The organism is Streptomyces arenae, assembly GCF_022343545.1.
Classification (GTDB): Bacteria; Actinomycetota; Actinomycetes; order Streptomycetales; family Streptomycetaceae; genus Streptomyces; species Streptomyces humi.
Window position 1 is genome coordinate 166,708 of sequence record NZ_JAKQYH010000069.1, and the last position, 25,307, is coordinate 192,014.

At 72.6% G+C, this 25,307-nt stretch carries 24 protein-coding genes; 15 read left to right on the plus strand and 9 right to left on the minus strand.

What is annotated here, in order from left to right; all coding sequences use genetic code 11:
- Positions 1–60: 60 nt before the first annotated feature.
- From MB828_RS32385 to MB828_RS32415, 7 genes are all read right to left on the minus strand, one after another.
- Entirely contained in the window at positions 61–912 is an 852-nt protein-coding gene (locus tag MB828_RS32385; RefSeq protein ID WP_301651284.1) for an ABC transporter ATP-binding protein, read from the minus strand.
- Positions 909–1,823 (minus strand): ABC transporter ATP-binding protein, encoded by a 915-nt coding sequence (locus MB828_RS32390; protein WP_301651285.1) that lies wholly within the window; start codon positions 1,821–1,823, stop codon positions 909–911. The genes MB828_RS32385 and MB828_RS32390 overlap by 4 nt, the downstream gene beginning before the upstream one ends.
- On the minus strand, positions 1,820–2,710 hold the full coding sequence (locus MB828_RS32395; protein WP_301651286.1) for an ABC transporter permease: 891 nt from the start codon (positions 2,708–2,710) through the stop codon (positions 1,820–1,822). Before MB828_RS32395 ends, MB828_RS32390 begins: the two co-directional genes overlap by 4 nt.
- 3 nt (positions 2,711–2,713) lie before the next feature.
- Positions 2,714–3,742 carry an ABC transporter permease gene (locus MB828_RS32400; protein WP_301651287.1) on the minus strand — a complete coding sequence of 343 codons (1,029 nt, stop codon included), beginning with the start codon at positions 3,740–3,742 and terminating at the stop codon, positions 2,714–2,716.
- 34 nt (positions 3,743–3,776) lie between these two features.
- On the minus strand, positions 3,777–5,333 hold the full coding sequence (locus tag MB828_RS32405; RefSeq protein WP_301651288.1) for an ABC transporter substrate-binding protein: 1,557 nt from the start codon (positions 5,331–5,333) through the stop codon (positions 3,777–3,779).
- A gap of 463 nt (positions 5,334–5,796) precedes the next feature.
- A complete protein-coding gene (locus tag MB828_RS32410) occupies positions 5,797–6,714 on the minus strand; it encodes a DsbA family oxidoreductase (RefSeq protein ID WP_301651289.1) in 918 nt (305 codons plus the stop codon).
- Positions 6,711–7,145 carry an RrF2 family transcriptional regulator gene (locus tag MB828_RS32415; RefSeq protein WP_301651290.1) on the minus strand — a complete coding sequence of 145 codons (435 nt, stop codon included), beginning with the start codon at positions 7,143–7,145 and terminating at the stop codon, positions 6,711–6,713. The genes MB828_RS32410 and MB828_RS32415 overlap by 4 nt, the downstream gene beginning before the upstream one ends.
- A gap of 138 nt (positions 7,146–7,283) precedes the next feature.
- Here MB828_RS32415 and MB828_RS32420 point away from each other — a divergent pair, with 138 nt between their 5' ends.
- Positions 7,284–7,790 (plus strand): cupin domain-containing protein, encoded by a 507-nt coding sequence (locus tag MB828_RS32420; RefSeq protein WP_301651291.1) that lies wholly within the window; start codon positions 7,284–7,286, stop codon positions 7,788–7,790.
- Between the two features lie 25 nt (positions 7,791–7,815).
- On the opposite strand, the gene MB828_RS32425 is transcribed toward MB828_RS32420, so the two are convergent.
- Positions 7,816–9,273 (minus strand): amidase, encoded by a 1,458-nt coding sequence (locus tag MB828_RS32425; RefSeq protein WP_301651292.1) that lies wholly within the window; start codon positions 9,271–9,273, stop codon positions 7,816–7,818.
- A gap of 215 nt (positions 9,274–9,488) precedes the next feature.
- Positions 9,489–10,079 carry a TetR/AcrR family transcriptional regulator gene (locus MB828_RS32430; protein ID WP_301651293.1) on the minus strand — a complete coding sequence of 197 codons (591 nt, stop codon included), beginning with the start codon at positions 10,077–10,079 and terminating at the stop codon, positions 9,489–9,491.
- A 155-nt stretch (positions 10,080–10,234) separates the two neighbouring features.
- Here MB828_RS32430 and MB828_RS32435 point away from each other — a divergent pair, with 155 nt between their 5' ends.
- From MB828_RS32435 to MB828_RS32500, 14 genes are all read left to right on the plus strand, one after another.
- On the plus strand, positions 10,235–11,923 hold the full coding sequence (locus MB828_RS32435) for a CocE/NonD family hydrolase (protein WP_301651294.1): 1,689 nt from the start codon (positions 10,235–10,237) through the stop codon (positions 11,921–11,923).
- 65 nt (positions 11,924–11,988) lie between these two features.
- Positions 11,989–13,647, plus strand: coding sequence for an ABC transporter substrate-binding protein (locus tag MB828_RS32440; RefSeq protein WP_301651295.1), 1,659 nt, complete (start codon positions 11,989–11,991; stop codon positions 13,645–13,647).
- Positions 13,644–14,594 carry an ABC transporter permease gene (locus MB828_RS32445; RefSeq protein ID WP_301651296.1) on the plus strand — a complete coding sequence of 317 codons (951 nt, stop codon included), beginning with the start codon at positions 13,644–13,646 and terminating at the stop codon, positions 14,592–14,594. The genes MB828_RS32440 and MB828_RS32445 overlap by 4 nt, the downstream gene beginning before the upstream one ends.
- Entirely contained in the window at positions 14,591–15,466 is an 876-nt protein-coding gene (locus MB828_RS32450; protein WP_301651297.1) for an ABC transporter permease, read from the plus strand. The genes MB828_RS32445 and MB828_RS32450 overlap by 4 nt, the downstream gene beginning before the upstream one ends.
- Positions 15,463–16,470: an ABC transporter ATP-binding protein gene (locus MB828_RS32455; RefSeq protein WP_301651298.1), complete on the plus strand. Its 1,008-nt coding sequence runs from the start codon at positions 15,463–15,465 to the stop codon at positions 16,468–16,470. The genes MB828_RS32450 and MB828_RS32455 overlap by 4 nt, the downstream gene beginning before the upstream one ends.
- On the plus strand, positions 16,463–17,281 hold the full coding sequence (locus MB828_RS32460; RefSeq protein WP_301651299.1) for an ABC transporter ATP-binding protein: 819 nt from the start codon (positions 16,463–16,465) through the stop codon (positions 17,279–17,281). Before MB828_RS32455 ends, MB828_RS32460 begins: the two co-directional genes overlap by 8 nt.
- Positions 17,278–17,736: a DUF3237 domain-containing protein gene (locus tag MB828_RS32465; RefSeq protein ID WP_301651300.1), complete on the plus strand. Its 459-nt coding sequence runs from the start codon at positions 17,278–17,280 to the stop codon at positions 17,734–17,736. The genes MB828_RS32460 and MB828_RS32465 overlap by 4 nt, the downstream gene beginning before the upstream one ends.
- 463 nt (positions 17,737–18,199) lie before the next feature.
- The gene (locus MB828_RS32470; RefSeq protein ID WP_301651301.1) at positions 18,200–19,423 is read left to right on the plus strand and encodes an MFS transporter; all 1,224 of its coding nucleotides are present in this window, start codon (positions 18,200–18,202) and stop codon (positions 19,421–19,423) included.
- 199 nt (positions 19,424–19,622) lie between these two features.
- The gene (locus MB828_RS32475) at positions 19,623–20,351 is read left to right on the plus strand and encodes a DUF1684 domain-containing protein (RefSeq protein ID WP_301651302.1); all 729 of its coding nucleotides are present in this window, start codon (positions 19,623–19,625) and stop codon (positions 20,349–20,351) included.
- A gap of 49 nt (positions 20,352–20,400) precedes the next feature.
- Entirely contained in the window at positions 20,401–21,915 is a 1,515-nt protein-coding gene (locus MB828_RS32480) for an ABC transporter substrate-binding protein (RefSeq protein ID WP_301651303.1), read from the plus strand.
- Entirely contained in the window at positions 21,915–22,880 is a 966-nt protein-coding gene (locus MB828_RS32485; RefSeq protein WP_301651304.1) for an ABC transporter permease, read from the plus strand. Before MB828_RS32480 ends, MB828_RS32485 begins: the two co-directional genes overlap by 1 nt.
- Positions 22,877–23,749 (plus strand): ABC transporter permease, encoded by an 873-nt coding sequence (locus MB828_RS32490; RefSeq protein ID WP_301651305.1) that lies wholly within the window; start codon positions 22,877–22,879, stop codon positions 23,747–23,749. The genes MB828_RS32485 and MB828_RS32490 overlap by 4 nt, the downstream gene beginning before the upstream one ends.
- Entirely contained in the window at positions 23,746–24,546 is an 801-nt protein-coding gene (locus MB828_RS32495) for an ATP-binding cassette domain-containing protein (RefSeq protein WP_301651306.1), read from the plus strand. The genes MB828_RS32490 and MB828_RS32495 overlap by 4 nt, the downstream gene beginning before the upstream one ends.
- Positions 24,543–25,307, plus strand: a complete 765-nt coding sequence (locus MB828_RS32500; RefSeq protein WP_133024122.1) for an ABC transporter ATP-binding protein — start codon at positions 24,543–24,545, stop codon at positions 25,305–25,307. Before MB828_RS32495 ends, MB828_RS32500 begins: the two co-directional genes overlap by 4 nt.

Consider the following 25,307-nt stretch of genomic DNA (forward strand, 5'->3'; position numbering starts at 1 on the left):
GGGCGGGGGAGCGAGGGCTCGGGCGGAACGTCTCGGGCGGGATGTCTCGGGCGGAAGGACTCAGGCGTGCAACAGGGCACGCAGCGCCTCGCGTTCGGCCCGGTCGGCCGGCGCGCCGTGCAGCGTGGGCGCGGAGCCGACCAGCAGCCGTGTGTACGGGTGCCGCGGCGCGTTGATCACCTCGCGGGCGGTGCCGAGTTCGACCAGCTCGCCCCGGTACAGCACCGCGATGCGGTCGGCGACCCCGGCGACGGAGCCCAGGTCGTGCGAGATGAACACCAACGCCGTTCCCTCGGCTCGGAGTTCCTTGAGGATCTCCAGGATCTGCACCCGGTTGGCCGAGTCCAGCGCGCTGACCGGCTCGTCCAGGATGACCAGCCGCGGTTCGGTGACCAGGGCCCGGGCCACCGCGACCCGTTGCCGCTGGCCGCCGGAGAGTTCGCCCGGTAGCCGGTCGAGCAGGTCCTCGGTGAGCCGGACGCGGGGCAGGAAGGCCCGGATCCGGGTGGCGGCCTCTTCGCGTGAGCCGCCCCGGATCAGCAGGGGTTCGGCGAGGGACGCCTCGACGGTGAGGTCGGGGTCGAGGCTGCGCAGCGGGTCCTGGAAGACGTACTGCACCACGCCCCGGCGGCGCAGCGCGCGCCACTGGCGGCTGCCGTACGACGTGACGTCCTCGCCGTCCACGACGACCGACCCGGCCGTGGCGCGGACCAGGCCGAGCGCGGCCCTGGCGAGGGTGGACTTGCCGGAGCCGGTCTCGCCGATGACGCCGACCGTCTCGCCCGGCGCGACGCTCAGGGACACCCCGTGCAGGGCGCGGTGGCGCCGGCGGCGCGGCCCGTAGCCGACCTCCAGATCCCGGATGTCCAGGACCGGTCCGGCGGCCGCCGAGGCGGTGGGTCCGGTGCTCACGTGTCCTCCTCGGGGGTGCGGAACCTGTCCAGGCCGTACTGCTCGTGCTCGGCGATCAGCAGCCGGGTGTACTCGTGCCGGGGGTGGTGCAGCACCTCCCGGGTCGGGCCGTGCTCGACGACCTCGCCCTGCCGCAGCACGAGCACCTCGTCGCACAGCTGGGCGACGACGGCCAGGTCGTGGGAGACCACCACCAGGGCCAGCCCGGTCCGTTCGCGCAGATCGGCCAGCAGGTCGAGGATCTCGGCCTGGACGGTGACGTCGAGCGCGGTGGTGGCCTCGTCGGCGATCAGGATCCGGGGGCCGGCGGCGATCGCGGCGGCGATCAGCACGCGTTGCAGCATGCCGCCGGAGAGTTCGTGCGGGTACTGGCCGTAGACCAGCTCCGGGTCCCTCAGGTGCAGGTCGCGCAGCAGCTCCACGGCCTGCCGGCGCGCCTCGCGCCGCCGGACGCCCTTCTTGACCCGGACGACCTCGGCGACCTGGGCGCCCACCGTGATCGAGGGGTTGAGGTAGGAGGCCGGGTCCTGGAAGACGGCGCTGATCGTGGCGCCCCGCAGGGCGGTCCACTGGGCGGGGGTGAGCCCGGTGATGTCGCGGCCCTCGATCTCGACCGTGCCGCCGGTCACCTCGAAGTGGGCGGGCAGGATGCCCAGCGCGGCCCGGCAGGTGAGGGTCTTTCCGCTGCCCGACTCGCCGACGATCCCCACCGCCCGGCCGGGCGTGAGGGTGAAGCTCACCCCGTGCACGATCTCCCGTCCGGCGGCCCGGTCCCCGATCCGCACGTCACGGACGGCGAGCACGGGCGCCGGTGCGGCGGCCGGGTCCCGGGGACGCGACCGTTCGGCCTTGTCGTTCCTGGCCGTCCCGCCCGTCTCGGCGAGCAGCGTCCGTGACGACGGGTCGTTCATGACACACCTCCGGCGGGAGCGGGGCCGGCCTGGTCGAGGCGGTTGCGGCGGGCCCGGCGGTTGTTGAGGAGTGCCCGGCCCGCTTCGCCGGAGACGTCCCGGACGGCGTCGGCGAGCACGTTGCAGGCCCACACGGTGACCACGATCAGCAGCGCCGGGGTGAACGGCGCCCACGGCTGCTGGCCGAGGTAGCCGAGGTCGGAGGCGAGCAGCCCGCCCCAGGTGGGCGCCGGCGGCTGCACACCGATGCCGAGGAACGTCAGGCTCGACACGATCACGAAGCCGACGCCGACGGTCTGGGCGAGGGCCACCGCGATGGGCGGCAGCACCTTGACCCACAGGTGCCTGCGGACCACCCAGCCCACCGAGGCGCCCGAGATCAGCGCGGCCTCGACGTACTGCGAGCGGGCCACGGCCAGCGTGGCGGCCCGCGACACCCGGTAGAACAGCGGTGACACCAGCACCCCGGTCACCAGCATCGCCTGGGTGATGCCGTTGCCGAGCAGGGCCACCACGGCGACCGCGAACAGCAGGAACGGCAGCGCGACCAGGGTGTCGGTGAGCCGCAGCGTGATCCACTCGAAGGCCCGGCCGAGCTGCACGGACAGGATGCCCGGCAGCACCCCGACCACCAGCGCGGTCAGTGCCACCTCCAGCGAACCGAGCACGCTGACCCGGGAGCCGTCCAGGAGCCGGCTGAACACGTCCCGCCCCAGGTAGTCGGTGCCCAGCCAGTGCGCTCCGGACGCCGCGGCCAGCGTGTCGTCGCTGGTCGCCAGCGGGTTCTGCGGGGCGATCAGCGGACCGAGGACGGCGAGCAGCGCGATCACGGTGAGGACGGCCACGGCGATCCTGCCGGACGGCAGGGCGAGGACACGGCGCACCACGGGTCACACCCCCCTCTGCGACGCGGGCGTGACCCGCGCCAGCACGAGATTGACGAGCAGGTTGAACAGCACGACCAGGACGATCGAGACGACGAGGACGCCCTGGACGGCCGGTACGTCACCGGCCTGCGCCGAGTCGTTGGCGAACCGCCCGAAGCCCTGGAGCCCGAAGATCCACTCCGTGACGACCGACGCGCCCACCAGGGCCGGGAACTTCAGCCCCAGGGTGGCGAGCGCGGGCCCGAGACCGTTGCGCAGCACGTGCCGGAAGAAGATCCGGCGCGGACTCAGCCCCCGTACCAGCGCGCCCGTCACGTAGTTCTCGCGGTAGGCCGCGATCAGGCTGGTCCGCAACTGCCGGGCCACGTCGGCGATCACGTCGAAGCTCAGCGCGATCGCCGGGAGTGTGATGTGGGCCAGCCACGGTCCGGCGCCCTGCGCGGCCGGGACGTAGCCGGCCGACGGGAAGAGCCCGAGCCCGACCGCGAAGACCGCGACGAGCACGATCCCGACGACGAAGGCCGGCATCACGGAGATCAGCGTGACCAGCCCGGTGACGGTCCGGTCCACCCATGTCGTACGGCGCAGGGCCGCCACCGTGCCGAGGGCGAAGCCCACCACCACGCCGATCACCAGGGCGAAGGTCGCCACCGACAGGCTCACCCCGAGACCGAGTCCGATCAGGGTGGAGATGTCGGCGCCGTTGGTCCAGCTGGTGCCGAGCTGTCCGTGCAGCACGCCCTCGAACCAGTGGCCGTACTGCACGAGGAACGGCCGGTCGAGGCCCCACTGCGCCTCGACGCGGGCGATCGCCTCGGGTGTCGCGTCCTCGCCCAGCTGGATCCGTGCCGGGCTGAGCCCGCTGAGCGAGCGCAGCGCGAACGTCACGAACGTCGCGACCAGGAAGACCGGCACGAAGATCCCGGTCGACCGGGCGAGGGTGGCCAGGATGCGGCCGAGTGTGTGCCGCGTCCTGGCCGCGGCGGCCCTGCGACCCGCACCGGTCGCCGCCGGTGCCTGAGTCGTCGTCATGGGGTGCCCCCTCTCGGGTACGGACGGCGGGTGGTCAGTTGCCGCCGATGGTGACGCCGGTCCAGTCGATGTGCGCCGGGTTCTTCGGCAGCGCGGAGACGGACCTGCTCTTGGCGATCAGGTTGGGCTGCGAGTACGTGAAGACCAGCGCCTTGCTCGCGAGGCCGGCCCGGGTCGCCGCCTGGAGGACCTCGGCGTAGTCGGGGGAGTCCAGCGGGGTCCTCCGGACCTTGGCGACGGCCGCCTCGAACCCCGCCGGCTCGTACGGCGAGCTGAGGTTGAGCGGGCCGTTGGGACCGAAGTGCGCGGTGAGCGTCTGGAGAGCGGAGTCCCGGCCCGTCGTCCCGTACAGCGAGAACGTCAGGTTCTTCGCGAAGAACGGGGTCGCCCAGTTCTTGTCGATCTTGATGGTGACGGTGATGCCGACCTTCGCCAGCTGCGACTGGACGATCTCCGCCTGCGGGTCCTCGGCCGGGATGACCAGGTTCAGCTTGATGTCCCCGGACTTGTGACCGGCTTCGGCGAGCAGCTTCCTGGACTTCGCCGGGTCGTAGGGATAGGTGTCGGCCGACTTGGGATCGTAGGCCACATAACCCTTCGGGAACGGCTGGTCGGTCGTCTCGCCGTAGCCGAACGTCAGCTTGTCGACGAACTCCTGACGGTTGATCGCGTAGCGGACCGCGTCCACGACCCTGTCGTCGTCGAAGGGCGCCTTGTTGACGTTGAGACTGATGTTGGAGGCGTTGAAGCCGGGCTGCACGAACACGTCGAGGCCGGCCTTCTTCGCGGCCTTCGCCTGGCTGGGGGCGATGTCGGCGAAGTTGTAGACGCCGGTCTGGAGGCCCGAGACCACCGTGGAGGCGTCGGGGGCGGAGGTCAGCTCGACGTTGTCGATGTGGATGTTCTTGGCGTCCCAGTAGTCCGGGTTCTTCTTCAGGACCGCCTTGGTGCCCGGGACGATCTGGGTGACGGTGAACGGGCCCGCGCCGACCGGGTTCCGGTCCAGCTCGTCCGGCGACTTCGCCGCCTTGGGGCTGGCGATCTGCAGCACGCGCTCACCGAACAGCTGAGGGATCTGGTAGTCGACCTGGGTGAGGTGCACGACCGCGTCGAGCCCCTTGGCGTCCACCGACCTGACGGAGGTGAGGTCGCCGAACAGCGCGGAGTTCTTCTGGCTCTTGGCCCGTTCGACGGCGGCCTTCACGGCGGCGGCGTTCACCGGCTCGCCGTCGCTGAACTTGAGGCCCGGGCGCAGATGGAAGGTGATCTCGTCGCCCTTGGCGTTGTACTGCCAGCTCTTCGCCAGGTCGGGCACGGCATCGCCCTTCTCGTCGGTCTTCGTCAACGACGCGTAGACCAGGGCGAGTTCACGGAACTGGGCGCCGCTGCCGCCGACCACCGGGTCCCAGTGGGCGGGGAAGTAGGAGGAGGCCCACTTGAGTGTGGCGCTGCCGCCCGCGGCGGCGGAGTCGCCGCCGCAGGCGCTGAGGGCCGGGGCGAGCAGGGTGGTGAGGACGGTGCCCAGGGCGGCGGCGCGCAGCCGGGGGCGGAAGGCGGGTCCGAGGTGCTGGGGCGTGGGACGTCCGGGCATCTGAGTTCTTTCTTCGAGGGCGTGGCCGGGCGGGGCGACGGGCTCGGGACATGGGGAGGCGTACCGGGGCACCGGTCGGCGGCGGTGCCGGACCGGGACGCGGCCGTGCGGCGGCGATCCGCACCGGGGCAGGCCGGGCTCAGGGCGTGAGCGGTCGGCGGATGCGTGGGCGAAGGCCGAAACGCGTGCGGAGGAAGGGCGGCGGAACGCCGGGAGCACGGCGGGGAACGGCGGGCGCCGGCCGGCGAAGGCCGGTCAGGTCAGACGCCCGTGGACCGTGGACGGCGGACGGTCAACGACAGAGGGCGCTACAGGTGCGCCGCAGGTCCACGTAGCGGCACACCACACCGGGGTGCGTCGTAAGCATGCTGCACATCCTGCGGCCGGTGCTCGGCGGCTGTCAATGGACACCAAAAGGTGTCTCATTCGGCGGGACGGCCTCCGACCGCAGCTCAGAGGCGCGTCAGCGGGCGGCGCCCGGACCGGACCGGGTCACCGGATGGGTCACGGCCTCCTCGGGGTGCAGCCACAGCGGGCCGCCCGCGGTGTCGATCCGGACCGCCGTCCCGGGCGACTGCCCGCCGTCCGTCAGGAGCGTCAACTCCGGTTCCGTCAGGGAACGATGGCGGGTCAGCGCCGTCTCGGCAGACGGCCGCGCGGAGTGCTCCAACAGCCCGGCCCCGAGGGCGTCGAGCGCCGCCGCGTACTCCTCGTACGGCCGCCAGCCCGGCACCGCGCGCACGCCGGCGGCGGAGCGCACGAGCAGCGTCGGCAGCGCGTACCGGTGCCCGCCGTCAGGTGTCTCCTTGGCCCCGCCCGGGTGCGGCGAGGCGGCGCGCACGGACAGCACCGCACGGACCGGACGCCGCGCCTCGGCCCGGTCCTCGGCCACCTTGTGCAGCACGTCGTCCGACGCCGCGTCACGCGCCAGCCGGTCCACGTCGAGGCCCGGCACGCCCTGGACGACGCCGAGCGCGAGCGCGGCCGAGTCCGCGGGCTCACCGAGGACGAAGACGCTCTCCCGCAGCCGCCGCAGCACCCGTTCGGCCACCTCCGGCCCCTGTGCCTCGGCGGCCTTGGCGACCAGTGAGGCGGGCCAGGAACTCGCCGCCACCCGGCTCAGCCGGTACGGCCGGGGCGCCCTGGTGTGCCCGCTGATGTCCTCGACGTAGCGCGTGTACCAGGCGGTCTCGGCGGCCGGGTCCGGGGCCGGGTCGTCGTCGTGGTCGAAGAGGATGCAGTACACGCGGCGCCACCTGACCCGGCCGCCGAGCGCCTCCCGCAGCCCGCGGAAGACGGGCTCCGAACCCCAGGCCCACGGACACAACGGATCGGTGTACTCGACGACTTCGACCGGCGTGTGGTCCGGGCTCGCCGTCACGCGGCGCCCGTCCGGGCCGGCCGCGCCGCCGTGTGCCCGGGCAGCAGCGAGGTCAGTGTGGTGGCGCCCAGCACGGCCGCGGCGTCCGCCTCGATCCGGCGCCACACGGAGGGCAGCCCGGCGGCGGGTCCCGGATAGTCCAGGCCGGTCAGCGTCTCGCCCCGCAGGGTGATCAGCTCGCCGTCCACGGCGCGGGCGACCTCCAGGAGCGTGATGTCGTCGGCGGGCCGGCCGAGCCAGTAGCCGCCCTCGCAGCCGCGCTGGCTGCGCACCAGGCCTGCCTTGCGCAACTCGCCCACCACGGACTTCAGGAAGCGGAACGGGATCTGCTGCGAGGAGGCGATGGCCTCGCACGTCAGGGGGCGGCCGGGTTCGCGGGCCAGTTCCAGCAGGGCCCGGGTGGCGTAGTCCGCCTTCGCGGAGATATGCATACGCACATGATGCCCGAAGGAGGCGCGCCAGCCGGTGTCCGCATCCCTCTCGTTTCCGTGTTGCGGGAACATTGCCGCAGGTGAACCACAATGGACACCTCTTGACATCCTTTTTGGGACGCCCTTAGCGTCCGACCCATGAGCGAGCCGCCCACGACACCCGGCGAAGGCTTCCACCCCCACCTCGGCGACACCGTCGACCCCGCGGGAACCAGCCTGCGCACGCGCCTGCACCACATCCGAGCCGACGCCCTGGACGGGGACACCGCCCAGAGCGGTGGCATGCGCCGGTTCGCCGCCGTCAGCGGGCGGACGGTGGGCTCGGAGAAGCTGTGGATGGGCCAGACCCATGTCGCCCCGGCCACCTCCTCCTCCGACCACCACCACGGGGCGTCGGAGACCGCGATCTACGTGGTCAGCGGCCACCCCGAGTTCGTCTTCGTCGACGATTCGGGCCCCAAGTCCGAGGAGGTCCGGCTGCGCACCGAGCCCGGCGACTACATCTTCGTACCGCCGTTCGTGCCGCACCGCGAGGAGAACCCCGACCCCGCCGAGGAGGCGGTGGTCGTCATCGCCCGCAGCACCCAGGAGGCGATCGTCGTCAACCTGCCGCGGCTGTACGCGCTGGGGAGCGGGGAAGGCTGACCGGCGCCCGGCCGCGCCCGACGGCTCAGGCCCAGAGCGGCGGCAGCGCGGCCCGGTCCTCGACGGCCTGTGCGGCGTCGAGCACCAGGTCCTCCTCGAACCGGCCCCCGACCAGCTGCACGCCGTAGGGCAGTCCGTCCTCCAGGTGGGCCGGCACGCTCACCGCGGGGAAACCGAGCACCGGGATCGACGTCATCGGCCACATCGCCGGATGCAGCTCCACGGCCCGCTTCGGGTCGGTGATGTCGGCGTCCTGTTCGAAGGCCGGCTCCGCGCACACCGGGGTGAGCAACAGCCGGTCACCGCCCAGGAGTTCCTGGAGCCTGGTGACGAGGGTGGCGCGCCGGGCCCAGCCGTTGATGTACGCGGGCAGGTCGGGACGCTCCCCCCAGAGCGCGGCGGCCGCCGCGAAGTGGCCGCGCAGGGCGGTGTTGATGTCGGCGCCGCCGATCGCCTCGACCATGGGCAGGATGAGCCGTACGTCCTCCGTGAGCAGCAGCGCCCACAGCCGTGCCGCCTCCGCGAGCAGCGGCATGCCGTCGAGTTCCTCGACCTCGTACCCGGCGTCCGCGAGGTGCGCCGCCGCCCGGTCCAGGGCGCGGTCGACGGCGGGGTGGTTGGCGACGGTGCCGATCCCGCGCACCAGGCCGACCCGGACCGGACCGGCCGGCCGGGGCCGGCCCGGAACCGCCGGGACACCGGCCGGGTCCCGCAGGTCCGGGGTGGTCATGACGCCCAGGGCGAGCCGGGCGTCGGCCACGGTCCGCGCCAACGGTCCCTGTACCGCGCACAGTTGGACGGTGGGCGGGAAATCCAGCTGTACCGGGCCCGCGGGCGTGTCGGCGTAGGCGGGCGGGGCCCAGTCCGACACCCGGCCGACGGTGGGCCGGACCCCGACCACCCCGCAGCAGGCGGCGGGGAACCGGATGGACCCGCCGATGTCGTTCCCCTGGGCCAGCGGGACCATGCCCGCCGCCAGGCCGCTCGCGGCTCCGCCGCTGGAGCCGCCGGGGGTGCGGCCGGCGTCCCAGGGGTTGAGGGTGCGGCCGTGCAAATCGTTGGTGGAGAACCAGCGGAACGAGAAGGCGGGGGAGTTGCTGCGGCCGAGCGGAGTCGCGCCGGCCTCGCGCAACGCCGTCACACAGGCCGCGTCGCCCTCGGCCGGCCGGTGCGCCAGGGCGGGCACGCCGTTGCTGGTGGCGTAGCCCCGCTGATCCGTGTTGATCTTGATGGAGACGGGCACGCCGTGCAGCGGGCCCGGCGTGCCGCCCGCGGCCAGCCGGTCGTCGGCCTGCCGGGCCTGCGCCAGCGCCTCCTCGGGGCGCACCTCGACCAGGGCGTTGAGCCGCGGGTTGACCGCATCGATGCGCGCCAGGCACGAGGTCACCGCCTCGACGGCGGACAGGTCGCGGTCGCGGATCGCCCGGGCCAGCTCGGTCGCGGAGAACTGCCACGGCTCGGTGGGGCGGGTGGTGTTGGGCATGGGAGTGCACCTTCACGGGCGGGCCGTGCCGCCGGGCGGCACGGGAGCTGGTGGGGGTGGGAGGGGCCGTCGCGCCGGACGTGGAAGGCGGGCCGGGACGCGTTGTACAACGGCGTTTTATCTCCGGGTCAGCCTGAGGTCGGGCCGTCCCGGCTGTCAAGCCCTCCCGGCGCGGGTGGTCCGGTGATACTCCGCGGGGGCCCGTGTCCCTCGTGCTACCGGTCGGCCCTCGGTGCGCCGCGCAGCAACGCGGTCACGGCCAGGACGGTGCGGACCGCGCGCTCCTCGGGCCACTCGCCGGGATCCTCCAGCGTGGTGAGCCAGTAGCCCCGCATCAGCAGGTGCATGACGTCCGCGGCCAGCGCGGTGTCGGGCAGGCCCGCCTCGGCCGCCAGTGCCTGGAAGTCGTCGCGGTAGCGGCGCGAGGTGACGCGGCGGATCTCCTCGATCCCCGGGTCCGCGGCGGGCCCCTCGCTGGCGATCTCCATCAGCAGCCGGCGCAGCACCTCGTCGTCGGGTTCGGTGGTGCACATCCACTTCAGCGCGGCTTCCAGGCGCGCCTCGCCGGTGAACCCCTCCAGGGCGTCGGCCATGTCGGCGCCCCAGCTCTCCTCGGCCCGGCGCAGCGCGTTGAGCATCAGGGCGGCGCGGTTGGGCACGTAGTTGGTGACCATCGCCGTCGAGCCGCCGAGCTGGGCGGCGACGGCCCGGATGGTGACCGAGCGGACGCCCCGCTCCCGGGCGACCTGGATGGTGGCGGCGGCGATCTCGTCGAGCCGCTTCGCCTCGTCTACCTCGATCGGCATGTCGCTGACCTTAACGCAGAGGGTTGACCCCGTTTACATGGAGCTGCAATGTTGTCATACAACGACGTTACATGACGACGTTGTATCTCCGTCTCCGGCGCCACCACCCCTCCGGGGGACACCTCTGCCCGGAGCCCCCCTTCGGGAGGACATCCATGAGCCTTCGCTTCGCACGGACCGGTCCCGCCCCCGTCCCCGAACACGCCCTGACGCACTCGGTGCGCATGCGCGACGGGACGTACCTGGCCACCGACGTCTACCTGCCCGACGGGCCGGCGGACCGGGCGCTGCCCGCGGTCCTGGTCCGGCTGCCGTACGACAAGAACAGCCGCTACGTCTTCCTCGACAGGCTGGCGCCGCTGTTCAACGACCGCGGCTACGCCCTGGTCGTCCAGGACGTGCGCGGCAAGTTCCGCTCCGGCGGCCGCACGCTGCCGTTCCTGCGCGAGCCGGACGACGGCTACGACACCATCGAGTGGATCACCCACCAGCCCTGGTCGGACGGGATCGTCGGCATGTTCGGCGACTCCTACTACGGCTTCACACAATGGGCCGCGGTCGCCGCGCAGCACCCCGCCCTGCGCGCGATCGTCCCGCGCGTCACCACCGTCGACTTCAACGCGATGTCCGGCCTGGACCCGGTGACCGCCGAGGACGGCGTCGGCCGTCCGGTGTGGGTGGAGGGCACCGAGTACTACGCCCACCACTGGATCGACAACGACGTGTACGACTACGAGCCGGACCGGCGCGTCCGCCCGGCCCTCGACCAGATCGAGCAGGCGTTCACGGCGATCGGCGCCCGCTCGGCCTGGTTCGACCTGCTGGCCCCGCGCCACACGGACATCCTGCACGCCCTCGGCCGCCACCCCTTCGACGCCCGGCCGGTCCCCGTGCTGCACTGCGTCGGCTGGTACGACAACATCGGCGTCCCGCACATGAAGGACTACCTGGAACTCGCCTCCCGGCCCGGCTGGGACGCCGTCCAGTACCTGTGGGCCGGCGCCATCGACCACGAGAACTACGGCCTGGACCTCGCGCCGGTGACCGAGGAGACCGACCACGCCACCAGCGAGACGGCACTGCGGCGGATGCTCCCCTCGTACGCCGGCCCCGCCCTCGACTTCTTCGACGTCTTCCTCAAGGGCGTCCGCCCGGTCTCCGCACTGCGGAAGGTGACCTGGGAACTGGGGCACGCCGACTGGCGGACCACGTCCAGCTGGCCGCCACCGGACAGCCGTGAGCGGACCTTCTTCCTCGCCGACCCGGCCCCCGCGACCGGACCGCGCCCCGGTGGCACCCTCACCGCCGAGCCCCAGCACACCGAGGACACCGTCCAGTGGCGGTACGACCCCGACGACCTGGTCCCGTCCCTGGTCCCGGACTCCTTCGCCTACCTGCGTCAGCACCCCGACATCGGTCACCTGGCCGACCGCGAGGACGTGCTCGTCTTCACCGGCCCGGCCCTCACCGCACCTCTGGACCTCGCCGGACCCGTCACGCTGGACCTTCGACTGGCGGGCACCACCGAGGTGTTCGACGTGTACGCGAAGGTGCTGGACCTCGCCCCCGACGGCACGGCACGGCTGGTCGTCCGCGGACAGGTCTCGGTCCACGGCCGCGACAGCGCCCGCGAGGTCCGGATCGAGTGCGGCCACACCGGCTACCGGCTGCGCCCGGGGCACCGCCTCGGCCTGTTGCTCACCAGCAGCGACTACCCCATGTACCTGCCCTGCCCCGGTGACGGCACCAACCCGTGGACGGCCCACGCCGCGAAGCCGGGCATCCAGACGCTGCGCACCGGCGGCGCCCGTCCCTCCCGCCTGACGGTCACGGCCCTCAGCTGAACCACCGTGCGCCCGGCCGCACTTCGAGGCCCAGGCCGCCCCCCTTTTTCTCCAGGAGCCCACCCATGCACGTGCCCAGAACCCCGCTCGCCCTGACCGTCCTGGCCACCGTCCTCACGCTCACCACCGCGTGCAGCCCGGACAGCGGCGGCTCCCCGAGCGGCGCCAAGTCCCTGAAACTGACCAGCATGACGCCGACGGCGTCCGGCACCCTCGACGACGTCACCTGGAACCTGCCCCTGGGGGAGCCGACCACCCTCGACCCGGCCAAGGTCGGCGACTACTCGCCGAACACCGTCGAGGCCAACCTCTGCGACCCGCTGCTGCGGCTGAGGAGCGACTACTCCATCGGCCCCGGACTCGCCACCGCCTGGCACCGCCCGGACGACCGCACCCTCGTCCTCGACCTGCGTGACGACGTGAAGTTCTGGGACGGCACACCGATGACCGCGCAGGACGTCGTCTACAGCCTGCGACGACAGGGCCTCGCCGCCACCCAGAGCGTCAACACCCAGGTCCTCGCCAGTGTCGCGTCGATCCGCGCCACCGGTGCCCACCAGGTGACGGTCCGCTTCAAGACCCCGGACGAGCTGTTCCTCAAGTACCTCGCGGGCGGCTTCGGCGCGGTCAGCGAGGCGTCGTACACCAAGCAGGCCGGCACCTCCTACGGCACCGCCCGTGGCGGCCTGATGTGCACCGGCCCCTTCAGGCTGACCAGTTGGAAGGCCGGCGAGTCCATCACCGCCGAACGCAACACCGCCTACTGGGACACCGCACTGCGCCCCAAGGCCAAGCGGCTCACCTTCACGTTCGTCACCGACGCCGGCACCCTCACCAGCGCCCTGCTGTCCGGGCAGATCGACGGCAGCTACGAGATCCCCTCCACCGTCGCCAAGGCCCTCGGCTCGTCCGGCACGGGCACCCTCTACTACGGCCCTTCCGCGCAGACCGTGTTCGTCGCGCCCACCGGCCCCTCCTCACCCCTCGCCGACCCCCGGATCACCCGGGCCCTCTCCCTCGTCCTCGACCGGGACGCCTTGGTGCGCAACGTCTTCGACGGCGCCGCCCGCAAGGAGAAGACCTTCATCCCCTCCTTCGTCTGGAAGAACGGCGCCGCCGCCGACGTCTACGCCAAGGGGTACGACGCCCTGCCCGCGGTACCGGCACAGGACATCGCCAAGGCGAAGAACCTGGTCAAGGCCGCCGCCCCGAAGCGGACCACCGTCACCGTGGCCATCGGCGCCGGCGACCAGCAGTCCCTGCAGACCCTGACCTTCCTCCAGGCCGGCGCCGCGAAGATCGGCCTGAAGATCGTCATCAGGCAGCTGCAACCCACCCAGATGTCCGGCCTGTTCTACGACTCCTCCCTGCGCAAGGGACTCGACGCCACCATGGCCCTGGGCTACGTCGAACTGCCCGACCCGCTGTCGTACGCCGAGCTGTTCACCCTGCCCGCCTCCCCGATGAACTGGATCCGCTACGACAACCCCAAGGTGACGGCCCTGCTGGCGAAGGCCCGGGCCACCCTGGACGCCGACGCGTCCGCGGCCCTGTTCACCGAGGCCCAGGCCCTGTACACCGAGGACCTGCCGATCGTGCCGATCGCCGTCCCCTACGAGCGGATGTTCCTCAACAAGCGGCTGAGCGGGGCGCCCGCCTCCTTCGCCTACATCAACATGCCCTGGGCGGCCTACCTCGGCGGCACCGGCGAGGACGCCTCGTGATCGGGCGGTTCGTCGCCCGGCGCGCCGCGATGCTGGTGGTGACCGCGTTCGTCGCCAGCATCGCCGTCTACGGCGCCCTGTTCATCGCCCCCGGCGACCCGGCCACCCTGCTGATCGGCGGCGGCAAACCGCCGAGCCCCCGCCTCCTCGCCGAGATCCACCGCCAGTACCACCTCGACGACCCCTTCTTCCAGGGGTACTGGCGCTGGCTCACCGGCCTCCTGCACGGCGACGCGGGCCAGTCCCTCACCTACAAGGACTCCGTCACCGGGCTGATCACCGAACGGATCGGCAACACCGCGTTCCTCGTGGCGTACGCGGCGGTGCTCATCGTCGTCCCCGGCATCGGCCTCGGCACCTTCGCGGCGCTGCGCGGCGGCGTCGGCGACACCCTGGTGACCGTCGTGACGACCGCGCTGATGGCCGTCCCCACCTTCGTGATGTCGGTCCTGCTGATCTGGTGGCTGTCCGTCCGGTGGGGCTGGCTCCCGGCCTACGGAGCCGGCACCGGGTTCACCGGCCGCCTCGAACACCTCACCCTGCCGGCCGTCGCCCTGGCCACCGCCTGGGTCGCCTACGTCGCCCAGGTGACCCGGCAGGCGGTGCGCACCGAACTCGCCTCCGAACACGTGGAGACGGCGCGTTCCCGTGGCGTCCCCGAGCGGTTCGTGGTGCGCAAGCACGTGCTGCGCAACGCCGCCGGACCGCTGCTGTCCGTCTCCGGGGTCGCCGTCGCCGGCCTGATCGCCGGCTGCGCCATCGTCGAGCAGGCCTTCGGGATCAACGGCGTCGGTGCCCTGCTCGTCCAGAGCGCCGCCAAACAGGACCTCGCCGTGGTGCAGGCCCTCGCCCTGATCACCGTCGTCGTCTTCGTCACCGTCAACACCCTCGTCGACGTGGCCGCCGCGGCCCTCGACTCCCGGGTCTCCCTGAAGGACTCCGCATGAGTGCCCAGCAGATCGCCGCGTCCGCCCGGGCCGCCGTCCGCGGTACCCGGCCGGCCAGGCTCGCGCGGGGCCAGGGCGTGCTCGTGGTCGCGGGCGCCGTCGTCGCGCTGGCCGTCGTGGCCGCCGTGTTCGCCCCGCTGCTCGCCCCGTACGACCCCGACGCGGTCGACCCCACGGCCGTCTTCCGGTCCGCCTCCGCGGCGCACTGGCTCGGCACCGACGACACCGGACGGGACATCCTCTCCCGGATCCTGTACGGCGCCCGGCCCAGCCTGCTGGCCCCCGCCGTCGTCACGGTGACCGCGGGGGTGGCGGGCACCGCGCTCGCGGTCACCGCCGCCTGGTTCGGCGGCTGGACCGACCGGGCCGTCTCGGCCTTCCTGGACGTGCTCTTCGGATTTCCCGGCCTGGTGCTGGCGGTGGTGGCCGCGGCCGTCTTCGGCGCCGGGCTGCGCGTCGCCGTCCTCACCCTGTCCCTCGCCTACCTCCCCTACATCGGACGCGTCGTGCGCACCGCGGCCCTGCGCGAACGCTCCCTGCCCTACGTGGCGGCGCTGCGCATGCTCGGCATCCCGGGGTGGCGGATCTGCCTGCGCCATCTGACACCCAATCTGCTGCCCCTGGTCCTCGCCCAGGTGGCGACCTCCTTCGGGTACGCCCTGCTGGACGTCGCCGCGTTCTCCTTCATCGGCCTCGGCGCCCAGCCGCCCACCGCGGAATGGGGACTGATGGTCGCGAACGGCTCCAGCGGCATCCTCGCCGGCCGCGCCGAACAGTCCCTGTACGCGGGCGCGGTGGTCGTCGTCTTCGTGATTGCCTGCAACCTGCTGGGCGGCGCCCTGTCCCGACGGCTCCTGGGAGAGGACCGATGACCCCGCCCCTGCTGTCCGTGGAGAACCTGTCCGTCACCCTGCCCGTCCGGGGCACGCACCGCACGGTCATCCACCGCGTCGACCTCACCGTGCCCGCCGGTGCCGCCGTCGGCCTGGTGGGGGAGTCCGGGTCGGGCAAGTCCATGACCGCCCGCGCGATCCTGCGGCTGCTGCCGCGCGGCGCCGACGTCACCGGCGAGGTCCGCCTGGACGGCCGGGACATCACCCGGGCCGGGGCCGCCGAACTGCGCCGGCTGCGCAGCCGGGACGTCGCGATGGTCTTCCAGGACCCGCGCGCCCACATCAACCCCGTCCGCACCATCGGTGACTTCCTCACCGAAGCCCTGGTCACCGCCCGCGGTGTCCACCCCAGGGCGGCCGAGGCCACGGTCACCGCCCTGCTGCGCGAGGTCGGCATCCCCGACGCGGCCCGCCGGATGCGCCGACGCCCACCGGAACTCTCCGGCGGACTGCTGCAACGCGTCATGATCGCCGCCGCGCTGGCGGGCGAGCCCCGGCTGCTGCTCGCCGACGAGCCCACCACCGCCCTCGACGTCACCACCCAGTCCGAGGTGATGGCGATCATCGCGGAGGCACGGGCCGAACGCGGCCTCGCCATGCTGTTCATCACCCACGACCTGCCGCTCGCCGCGGCCGTCTGCGACCGGGTCGCGGTGATGTACGCGGGCACGGTGGCCGAGGAACTGCCCGCGGCCCACCTGTACGGCGAGGCCCGGCACCCCTACACCCGGGCCCTGCTGGCCTCCCGCCCCGACCCGGCCGACACCGCCCAGAGCCTCCGGGCGGTCCCAGGCCGGCCGCTGTCGGCCTTCGAGGCACCGCCCGGCTGCCCGTTCGCCGCCCGCTGCGCGCACACCCAGGAGGTCTGCCGCACCGAGCGTCCCGCGCCCCGGTGGGCCGAGGACAGCCTGGTCGCCTGCCACTTCCCCGAGACCCCTGGCGCCGTGGTCCGCTCGGGCGACAGGAGTGACACCCATGACTGACGCACCTCCCGGGCCCGTCCTGCGGGTGAGCGGGCTGCACAAGGCCTTCGGCGACCTCACGGCCGTCGACGGTGTCGACCTCGACCTCGCGCCCGGCGCCGCGCTGGCCGTCGTCGGAGAGTCCGGCTCCGGCAAGACCACCACCGCGCGGATCATCGCCGGACTGGAGGAGCCCACCTCCGGCACCGTCCTCGTCGGGAGCCGCGACCGCCCCGGCCGCAGGGCGCGCCACGCCGAACGGATCCGTTTCGCGCGTGAGGTGCAGATGGTCTTCCAGGACCCCTACTCCTCCCTCGACCGCCGGCAGCAGGTGGGCGCGGGACTGGCCGAGGTCCTGGCCCTCCACACCGGCCTGCGCGGTACGGCACTGGAGGGGCGGGTCGCCGAACTGCTAGGCCAGGTCGGCCTCGACGAACGGCACGCCGGGGTGCTGCCCCGCGCGCTGTCGGGCGGACAGCGGCAGCGGGTGGCCATCGCCCGGGCCCTCGCCGTCCAGCCCCGGGTGCTCATCCTCGACGAGGCGGTGGCCGCGCTCGACGTCTCCGTGCAGGCACAGATCCTCACCCTGCTCGCCGACATCCGCCGGCGCACCGAGGTGGCCTACCTGTTCATCACCCACGACCTGGGTGTGGTCCGCCATGTGTGCGACGACGTGCTGGTGATGCACCGGGGCCGGGTCGTCGAACGAGGCCCGGCCACCGCCGTCCTGACCGAGCCCGGACACCCCTACACCCGCCGCCTGCTGGACTCCGTACCGCGCCAGGGCTGGAAGCCCGTCCGCCGGACCTCCCAGAACGGAACCACCCCATGACCGTCACCCCCTCCCTCTCCTACGCGTTCGAGATCCGCGCCGAGGTCGCGCCCGCCCTGCACATCGGGCACGGCGACGGCGAGCGGACCGAGTTCACGCCCATCACCGGCGGCACCGTCCGGGGCCCCCGGCTGAACGGCACCGTGCTGGCCGGCGGCGGTGACTGGTCCAGCACCCGGGGCACGGTCTGCGAACTGGAGGCCCGTTATCTGCTGCGCGCCGACGACGGAGCCGTCGTCGACATCGTCAACCGCGGCTACTACCACGAGGGCTGCGACACGTCGGACCTGTACGACGGGGACGTCAGGCTCGCCGAGGCCGGGAGTTACTTCCGGACCGCGCCGGTCTTCCGCACCGACGCGCCCGCGCACCTGTGGCTCGCCCGGACGGTCTTCGTCGGACTCGCCAGGGAGGAGGACGGGCACATCGTCATCCGCTGCTACACGGTCGACTGATCACCGACAGGCAGCCTGAACCGGCCTCCGGCGGCGCCGCCTCGCGGCGTCCGCCGGAGGCGTGATCTTCAAGATGGCCGTCTACGGCGACCAGTTCCCGGCCGAACCGGTCCGCCGGCGTCTTCACGCGCTGTACGGCCTGCCCGCACCGCACGGCGACCCGCTTCCGGCGGCCCCCCCCCCGCGCGGACCGGATGCGCGCGGCCCGGACCGCGTCCGCGCCACTCGCAAACTGACGGGCGCGCCGGCTCGTGGCCCCGTTCGGAGTGACGCAGCTCACCTGGCCGCGGGCGGCGATCCAGGAATGCGTACTCGTGTCATCTCGCTGCAACGTTCTTGGGGTCTGCTGGGCAACGGTGCCCGGCGCGGCCGGCCGCGGAAGGCCGGAACACCTCCGTCCGCCGCGTCCCCGTCCCCGGTTCCCGCCCCCCGACCGCTCTTTCGAAAGGTCTCCCCGCTCACCATGCCTCTGGCTCTGCTGGCCCTTGCCGTCGTCACGTTCGGCATCGGCACCACCGAGTTCGCCACCATGGGGCTGCTGCCCCAGATCGCGGACGGCGTCGGGGTGTCCGTGCCGGGCGCCGGCAACCTCGTCTCCGCCTATGCCCTCGGTGTCGTGGTCGGCGCTCCCGTGCTGACCGGCATCGGCGCCCGGGTGCCCCACAAGCGGCTGCTGCTCCTGCTCACCGGGCTGTTCGTGGTCGGCAACACGGCGTCGGCGCTCGCTCCGAACTTCGGCCTCCTGTTCGCCGCCCGCTTCCTCGCGGGACTGCCGCACGGCGCGCTGTTCGGCGTGGGCGCGGTCGTCGCCTCCTCCCTGGTGGCTCCAGAGCGGGCGGCCCGCGCCGTCTCCCAGGTCTTCCTCGGCCTCACCATCGCCAACATCGTCGGCGTCCCCGCGGGCACCGCCCTCGGGCAGCACCTGGGGTGGCGGTACGCCTACTGCGCGGTCGCCGTCATCGGTCTGGTGGCGCTGGCGGCGCTCGCCCTCCTCGTCCCGCACCAGCCGCGCGGCCCGCAGGCGGGCATCCGGCAGGAACTGCGCGCGATGGGCAACCGGCAGGTCTTCATCGGACTGGCCACCGCCGTCGTGGGTTTCGGCGGCTTCTTCGCCGTCTACAGCTACCTCGTGCCCATGCTGACGCACCTGACGGGCATCTCCGACGCCTCGACCACCGTCGTCCTCGCCCTCTACGGCGTCGGCATGACCGTCGGCACCCTGCTCGCGGGCCCCCTCACCGACCGTGCCCTGCGCCCGACGCTGTACGCCGGGATCACCCTGCTGGCGGCCGGTCTGGTGACGTTCTACTTCACCGTGCACAGCACGGTCCCGGCCCTGATCACGGTCACCTTCATCGGTGCGATGGGCGCGCTCATCACCACGCCCGTCCAGATGCTGCTGATGATCAACGCGAAGGAGGCCCCGACCATGGCGGCGGCCTCCAACCACTCCGCCTTCAACCTGGCCAACGCGGCCGGTGCGTGGCTCGGCGGCCTGGTCATCTCGGCGGGCTGGGGCTGGGCCGCCCCCAACCTGGTCGGCGCCGCCCTCGCCATGGCGGGCCTGGCGCTGGCCGTCACCGGCGGCGTCCTCGACCGGGGCGGCCGCGCCTCGAAGGTGGTCACGGCCCAGGCCGCCGCGGCGGCACCGGTGTCCGAGGGCGTGGCCGAGCGCCGTCAGGGCTGAGCCCTTCGCCGTTCCCGAGCGGGGCCCGCGTGGCCCCGCCTCACGTCGTCCGGTAGCCGTCGCTCATCTCGTCCAGCAGCCGTCTCAGACACCGAGACGGCTGTTTGACATTAGGCGATCTTATGGTGGATAAAGTACATGCTTTGGCCATGCAATGACATTCCGTGGCGATCCTCCCTGCTAGCCGAATGAGTACGCCGTGTCCCACTCCTCCGCCTCCCCGGCCCCCGTCGACCCCCGGCAGGAGTGGGAGGCCTGGTGTGCGGGGCGCCTGCGCGCGCTGACCGCGCCGACCGGCAACCTCGCCCTCGTGGAGACCCGCTGGCTGCCGGCCGGCGAGCCCGCCGACGCCGAGGCCGCCCGCGCCGGGCAGCCCGCCACCGTGGCGGTCACCACGCTGAGCCGCACCGATCTCGTCACCGGCGAACCCGAGCACGGCCTGCGCTTCTGGGACGCGGACGCGCCCGCCATCCGCCACTTCGAGGGTGTCGACACCTTCCCGTACGACCCCGCCTGGGTCCTGGAGGCCGCCTACACGCCGGTGCCGGGCGCCCGCCGGATCGCCTTCGAGCACATCCGGGACAACGGCGGCAGCCGCGACCTGGTCGTCCCCGGCGACATCACGCTCACCGTCGACGGCCGCGCGTACACCCTCAGCGCCTTCGACGACGACGGCACCCTGCTGCTCGTCTTCGGTGACCCCACCAACGGGGACACCACCTACGGCGCCGGCCGCTTCCTGTTCGTCGAGCGCACCGCCGACGAGGGCCGGGTCGTCCTCGACTTCAACCGGGCCTTCGTGCCGCCCTGCGGATTCTCCGATCAGTACAACTGTCCGATGCCGCCGCGGCAGAACCGCTTCCACCTGGCCGTCGAGGCCGGCGAGAAGCGCCCCGTCTTCCGCGACGGCTTCCTCGCGCAGCACTGATCGCCCGCAGCCCCCTCCCCGTACCGCAGCACGAAAGCACCCACACGCCATGAGACTGAACAAGCCCGCCCTGTACGCCGCCGCGACCACCGCCACCCTCGCGCTCGTCCTCACCGCCTGCGGGGGTTCCGCGGCCGGCGGCTCCGGCGGCACCTGGGACAAGAACGCCACCGTCAACATCGGCTCCCTGTACGAGCCGCAGAACCTCGACAACACCGCGGGCGGCGGCCAGGGCGTCACCGAGGCCCTCAACGGCAACGTCTACGAAGGCCTCTTCCGCCTCACCGACGACGGCAAGGTCGACAAGCTCCTCGCGAAGGACTACACGACCAGCGCCGACGGCCTCACCTACACCTTCACCCTGCGCAGCGGCGTGAAGTTCCACAGCGGCAGGGAACTCACCAGCGCCGACGTCAAGTACAGCCTCGAGAAGGTGCTCGCCGACGACTCGCAGTCGGCCCGCAAGAGCAACCTGGAGGTCGTCAAGGACATCGCCACCCCCGACGCGCACACCGTCAAGGTCACCCTGTCGCAGCGCTCGATCTCCTTCGTCTACAACCTCTCCTACGTCTGGATCATCAACTCCCAGGCGAAGAACCTCAAGACGAGCGAGGACGGCACCGGCCCCTACACGCTCGGCAAGTGGACGCGCGGCTCGGCGCTCAGCCTGAACCGGTTCGCCGGCTACTGGGGCGACGCGGCCGCCAACAAGCAGGTCGTCTTCCACTACTTCAAGGACGCGACCGCCCCCAACAACGCCCTGCTGACCAACGCCGTCGACGTGGTCACCAGCGAGCAGTCGCCGGACGCCCTCGACCAGTTCAAGAGCAACCAGAGCTACAAGGTCAACGACGGCAACTCCACCACCAAGCTGCTGCTGGCCTTCAACGACAAGGCCAAGCCCTTCACCGACGTCAAGGTGCGCCAGGCCGTCTCCGCCGCCATCGACGACAAGAAGCTCCTGGAGTCCGTCTGGGGCGGCTACGGCAAGCTCATCGGCTCGATGGTGCCGCCCACCGACCCCTGGTACGAGGACCTCACCAAGGTCAACGCCCACGACGTCACCAAGGCCAAGAAGCTGCTCGCCGAGGCCGGTTACGCCAAGGGCTTCTCCTTCACCCTCGACACCCCCAACTACGACCCGCACCCCACGGCCGCGACCTTCATCAAGGCGCAGCTCGCCAAGGTGGGCATCACCGTCAGGATCAACACGATCACGCCCGACGAGTGGTACACCAAGGTCTACAAGAACCACGACTTCACGGCGACGCTCCAGGAGCACGTCAACGACCGCGACCTGGTCTGGTACGGCAACCCCGACTTCTACTGGGGCTACGACAACAAGCAGGTCACCAAGTGGGTCGCGGAGGCCGAGGAGGCCACCACGACCGCGCGCCAGACCGAACTGCTGAAGAAGGTCAACCGGCAGACCGCCGAGGACGCGGCCAGCGACTGGCTCTACCTCTACCCGCAGATCGTGGTCGCGAGCACCAAGCTCTCCGGCTACCCGCTCAACGGCCTGAACTCCCAGTTCTACGCCTACGACATCAAGAAGAAGGACTGATGGGGCGCTACCTCCTCAGACGCCTCGCCTTCCTGCTGGTGTCGCTGGTGCTGGCGAGCGTGGTGCTCTTCGTCCTGCTGCGCCTGCTGCCCGGCGACCCGGCCAACGCGCTCACCTCGGTGGGCGCGAGCCCGGAGCAGATCGCCGCGGCCCGCCACTCGATCGGCTCCGACCGGCCGCTGCCCGAGCAGTTCACGCACTGGCTCGGGCAGTTGGCACGCGGCGACCTCGGCACCTCCTTCGTCAGCTCGCTGCCGGTCGGCCCCGAGGTGACCGCCCGCCTCGACGTCACCGTCCCGCTGACGCTGGCCGCGTTCGTACTGGCCGTCCTCGTCGCCGTCCCCGTCGGTTTCGTCGCCGCCCACAAGCGGCACACCTGGTACGGCGCCCTGCTCAGCGGGATCTCCCAACTGGGCATGGCGGTGCCGGTGTTCTGGCTCGGCATGATCCTCATCGCGGTGTTCGCGCTGAACGCCGGCTGGCTGCCGTCCGGCGGCTTCCCGCAGGACGGCTGGGCCGCGCCCGCCGACGCCGTGCGCTCCCTCGTACTGCCGGTGGTCACCATCGCCCTGGTCATGAGCGCCTCCCTGATCCGCTACGTCCGCTCGGCGACCCTCGACGTCCTCGGCAGCGACCACCTGCGCACCGCCCGCGCCCTCGGCGCCTCCTTCCCGGCCGCCATGTGGCGGCACGGGCTGCGCAACGCCTCCGTCCCGGTGATCTCCGTCCTCGGCATCGAACTCGCCTCGACCCTGCTCGGCGCGGTCGTGGTGGAGTCCGTGTACGCGCTGCCCGGCCTCGGCTCGCTGCTCGCCACCGGCATCGCCCAGCACGACTACCCGGTGATCCAGGGCGTCCTGTTCGTCTCCACCCTCGCGGTGCTGCTGATCGGGTTCGCCGCCGACCTCGTCCAGCGGATCATCGACCCGCGACTGCGCGGCCGGCTGTCGGGAGGAACCCGATGACCACGACCGACGTCCTGGACGAGGCCCCGGCCACCACGACCGCCCGCGGTGGCCGCCGCCGCTCGGCGACCCTGCTCGCCGGGTGCACCCTCACCGGCCTGATCGCGCTGCTCGCGCTCGTCTCACTGGTCTGGTTGCCCTACGCCACCGACGACACCTCCGGCGGCCGGCTCGCCGGTCCCGGCGGCGGACATCTCCTCGGCACCGACAAACTGGGCCGGGACCTGTTCACCCAGCTGATGACGGGCTCGCGGATCGCCGTCGCGGCCGGCCTCGGCTCGGTGCTGACCGCCGCGCTGATCGGCGTCACCCTCGGCGTGCTCGCCGCGTTCGCGCAGGGATGGCTCGACGACACCCTCGCCGCGTTCCTCGATATCCTGATCGCCTTCCCGACGCTGCTGCTGGCGATGCTCGTGGTCGCCGCCCGCTCGGCGACCCTCGGCTCCGCCGTGCTCGCCATCGGCCTGGCCCAGAGCGCGGTCGTCGCCCGGCTGGTGCGGATCCTGGTCAAACGGGTCCTCGCGCAGGACTACATCACGGCCGCCCGCACCTCGGGCACCTCCTGGCCGCGCACCGTCGCCGGGCACGTGCTGCCCAACATCTGGCCCACCCTCGTGGTCAACCTCGCCCTCCAGTTCGGCCTCGCCGTGCTGGCCGAGGCCGGGCTCTCCTACCTGGGCCTCGGCGCGCCGCCGCCCAACGCCTCCTGGGGGCGCATGCTCCAGGAGGCCCAGGCCACCTTCACCACCGCCCCGGCCGGCGCGCTCGCCCCCGGCGTCCTGCTGGTCCTGCTCGTCGTCGGCGTCAACCTGATCGCCGACGGACTGCGCGACACCCTCGACCCGGCGACCCGGCAGAGGCGGTCATGACCCTCCTCGACGTACACGGCCTGACCGTGCGCACCGCCGACGGCCGTACCCTGGTCGACGGCCTCTCCTTCCGGCTCGACGCGGGCGAACGCCTCGGCCTGATCGGCGAGTCCGGCTCCGGCAAGTCCCTGACCACCCTCGCCCTGCTGGGCCTGCTGCCCGACGGGATGCGCGCCGAGGGCAGCGTGGAGCTGGCCGGCACCCAGGTCGTCGGCGCTACGGAGAAGCAGCTCACGGCGGTCCGCGGCCGCCGGGCGGCCGTGGTCTTCCAGGAACCGCTGACCGCCCTCGACCCGCTGATGCGGGTGGGACGTCAGATCGCCGAGCCGCTGGCCCGCCGCACCGGCCTCAAGGGACGGCAGCTGCGGGCCGCCGTCGGGGACGCCCTCGACCGGGTGCGGCTGCCCGAACCCGGGCGGATCGCCCGCGCCTTCCCGCACGAGATCTCCGGCGGCCAGCGCCAGCGCGTCGCCCTCGCCATGGCCCTCGCCTGCGAACCCGACCTGCTCATCGCCGACGAGCCCACCACCGCCCTCGACGTGTCCGTGCAGGCCGAGGTGCTCGACCTGCTCGACACCCTGGTACGCGAGCGCGCGATGGCCGTGCTGTTCGTGAGCCACGACCTCGCCGTCGTCGCCAAGGTCGCCGACCGCGCCCTCGTCCTGAAGGACGGCCGGGCCGTCGAGGAGGGCCCCGTCCTGGACGTGATCGGCGCGCCCACGGCCGAGTACACCAGGACGCTCGTCGCCGGCGCCCGCAAGCTGGAGGCCGCCCTGGACCTGAGGAGCGCCCGATGACCCCCGTACTGGAACTCGACGACGTGGCCGTCCGCTACCGGGGCGCCACCGCAGACGTCGTCCAGGGCGTGTCCCTGGCCGTCGAACCGGGGCAGTCGCTGGCGCTGGTCGGCGAGTCCGGCGCCGGGAAGACGACGCTGCTGCGGCTCCTGCTGGGGCTGGCCCGCCCCACCGGCGGCACGGTCCGCTTCGACGGCGCGCCCCTCGCCCCGCGCGACCGGGAGCAGCTGCGCCGGTTCCGGCGCGGCGTGCAGTGCGTCTTCCAGGACCCGTACTCCTCCCTGGACCCGCGCCGCCGGGTGGCCGCCATCGTCGCCGAACCGCTGCGCTCCCTCGGCCTGGACAGCCGTACGACCGCCGCGCCGAAGGTGGCCGCCGCCCTGGAACGGGTCGGGCTGCCCGCCGACGCCGCCGCCCGCTACCCGCACGAGTTCTCCGGCGGCCAGCGCCAGCGCATCGCCATCGCCCGCGCCATCGTGTGCGACCCGCGCGTCCTGCTCGCGGACGAACCCGTGAGCGCGCTCGACCTCACGACCCGGGTGAAGGTCGTCGACCTGCTGGCGGAGCTGAAGCAGGAGCGCGACCTCACGCTCGTCATGGTCAGCCACGACCTGTCCGTGGTCGCCTCGCTGTGCGAGCGCACCGCGGTGCTCGAGCGTGGCCGGCTGGTCGAACAGGGCCCCACCGAACGGGTGCTGGGCGCGCCGGAACACCCCTACACCCGGCGGCTGATCGACAGCGTGCCCCGGCTGCCCCGCTGA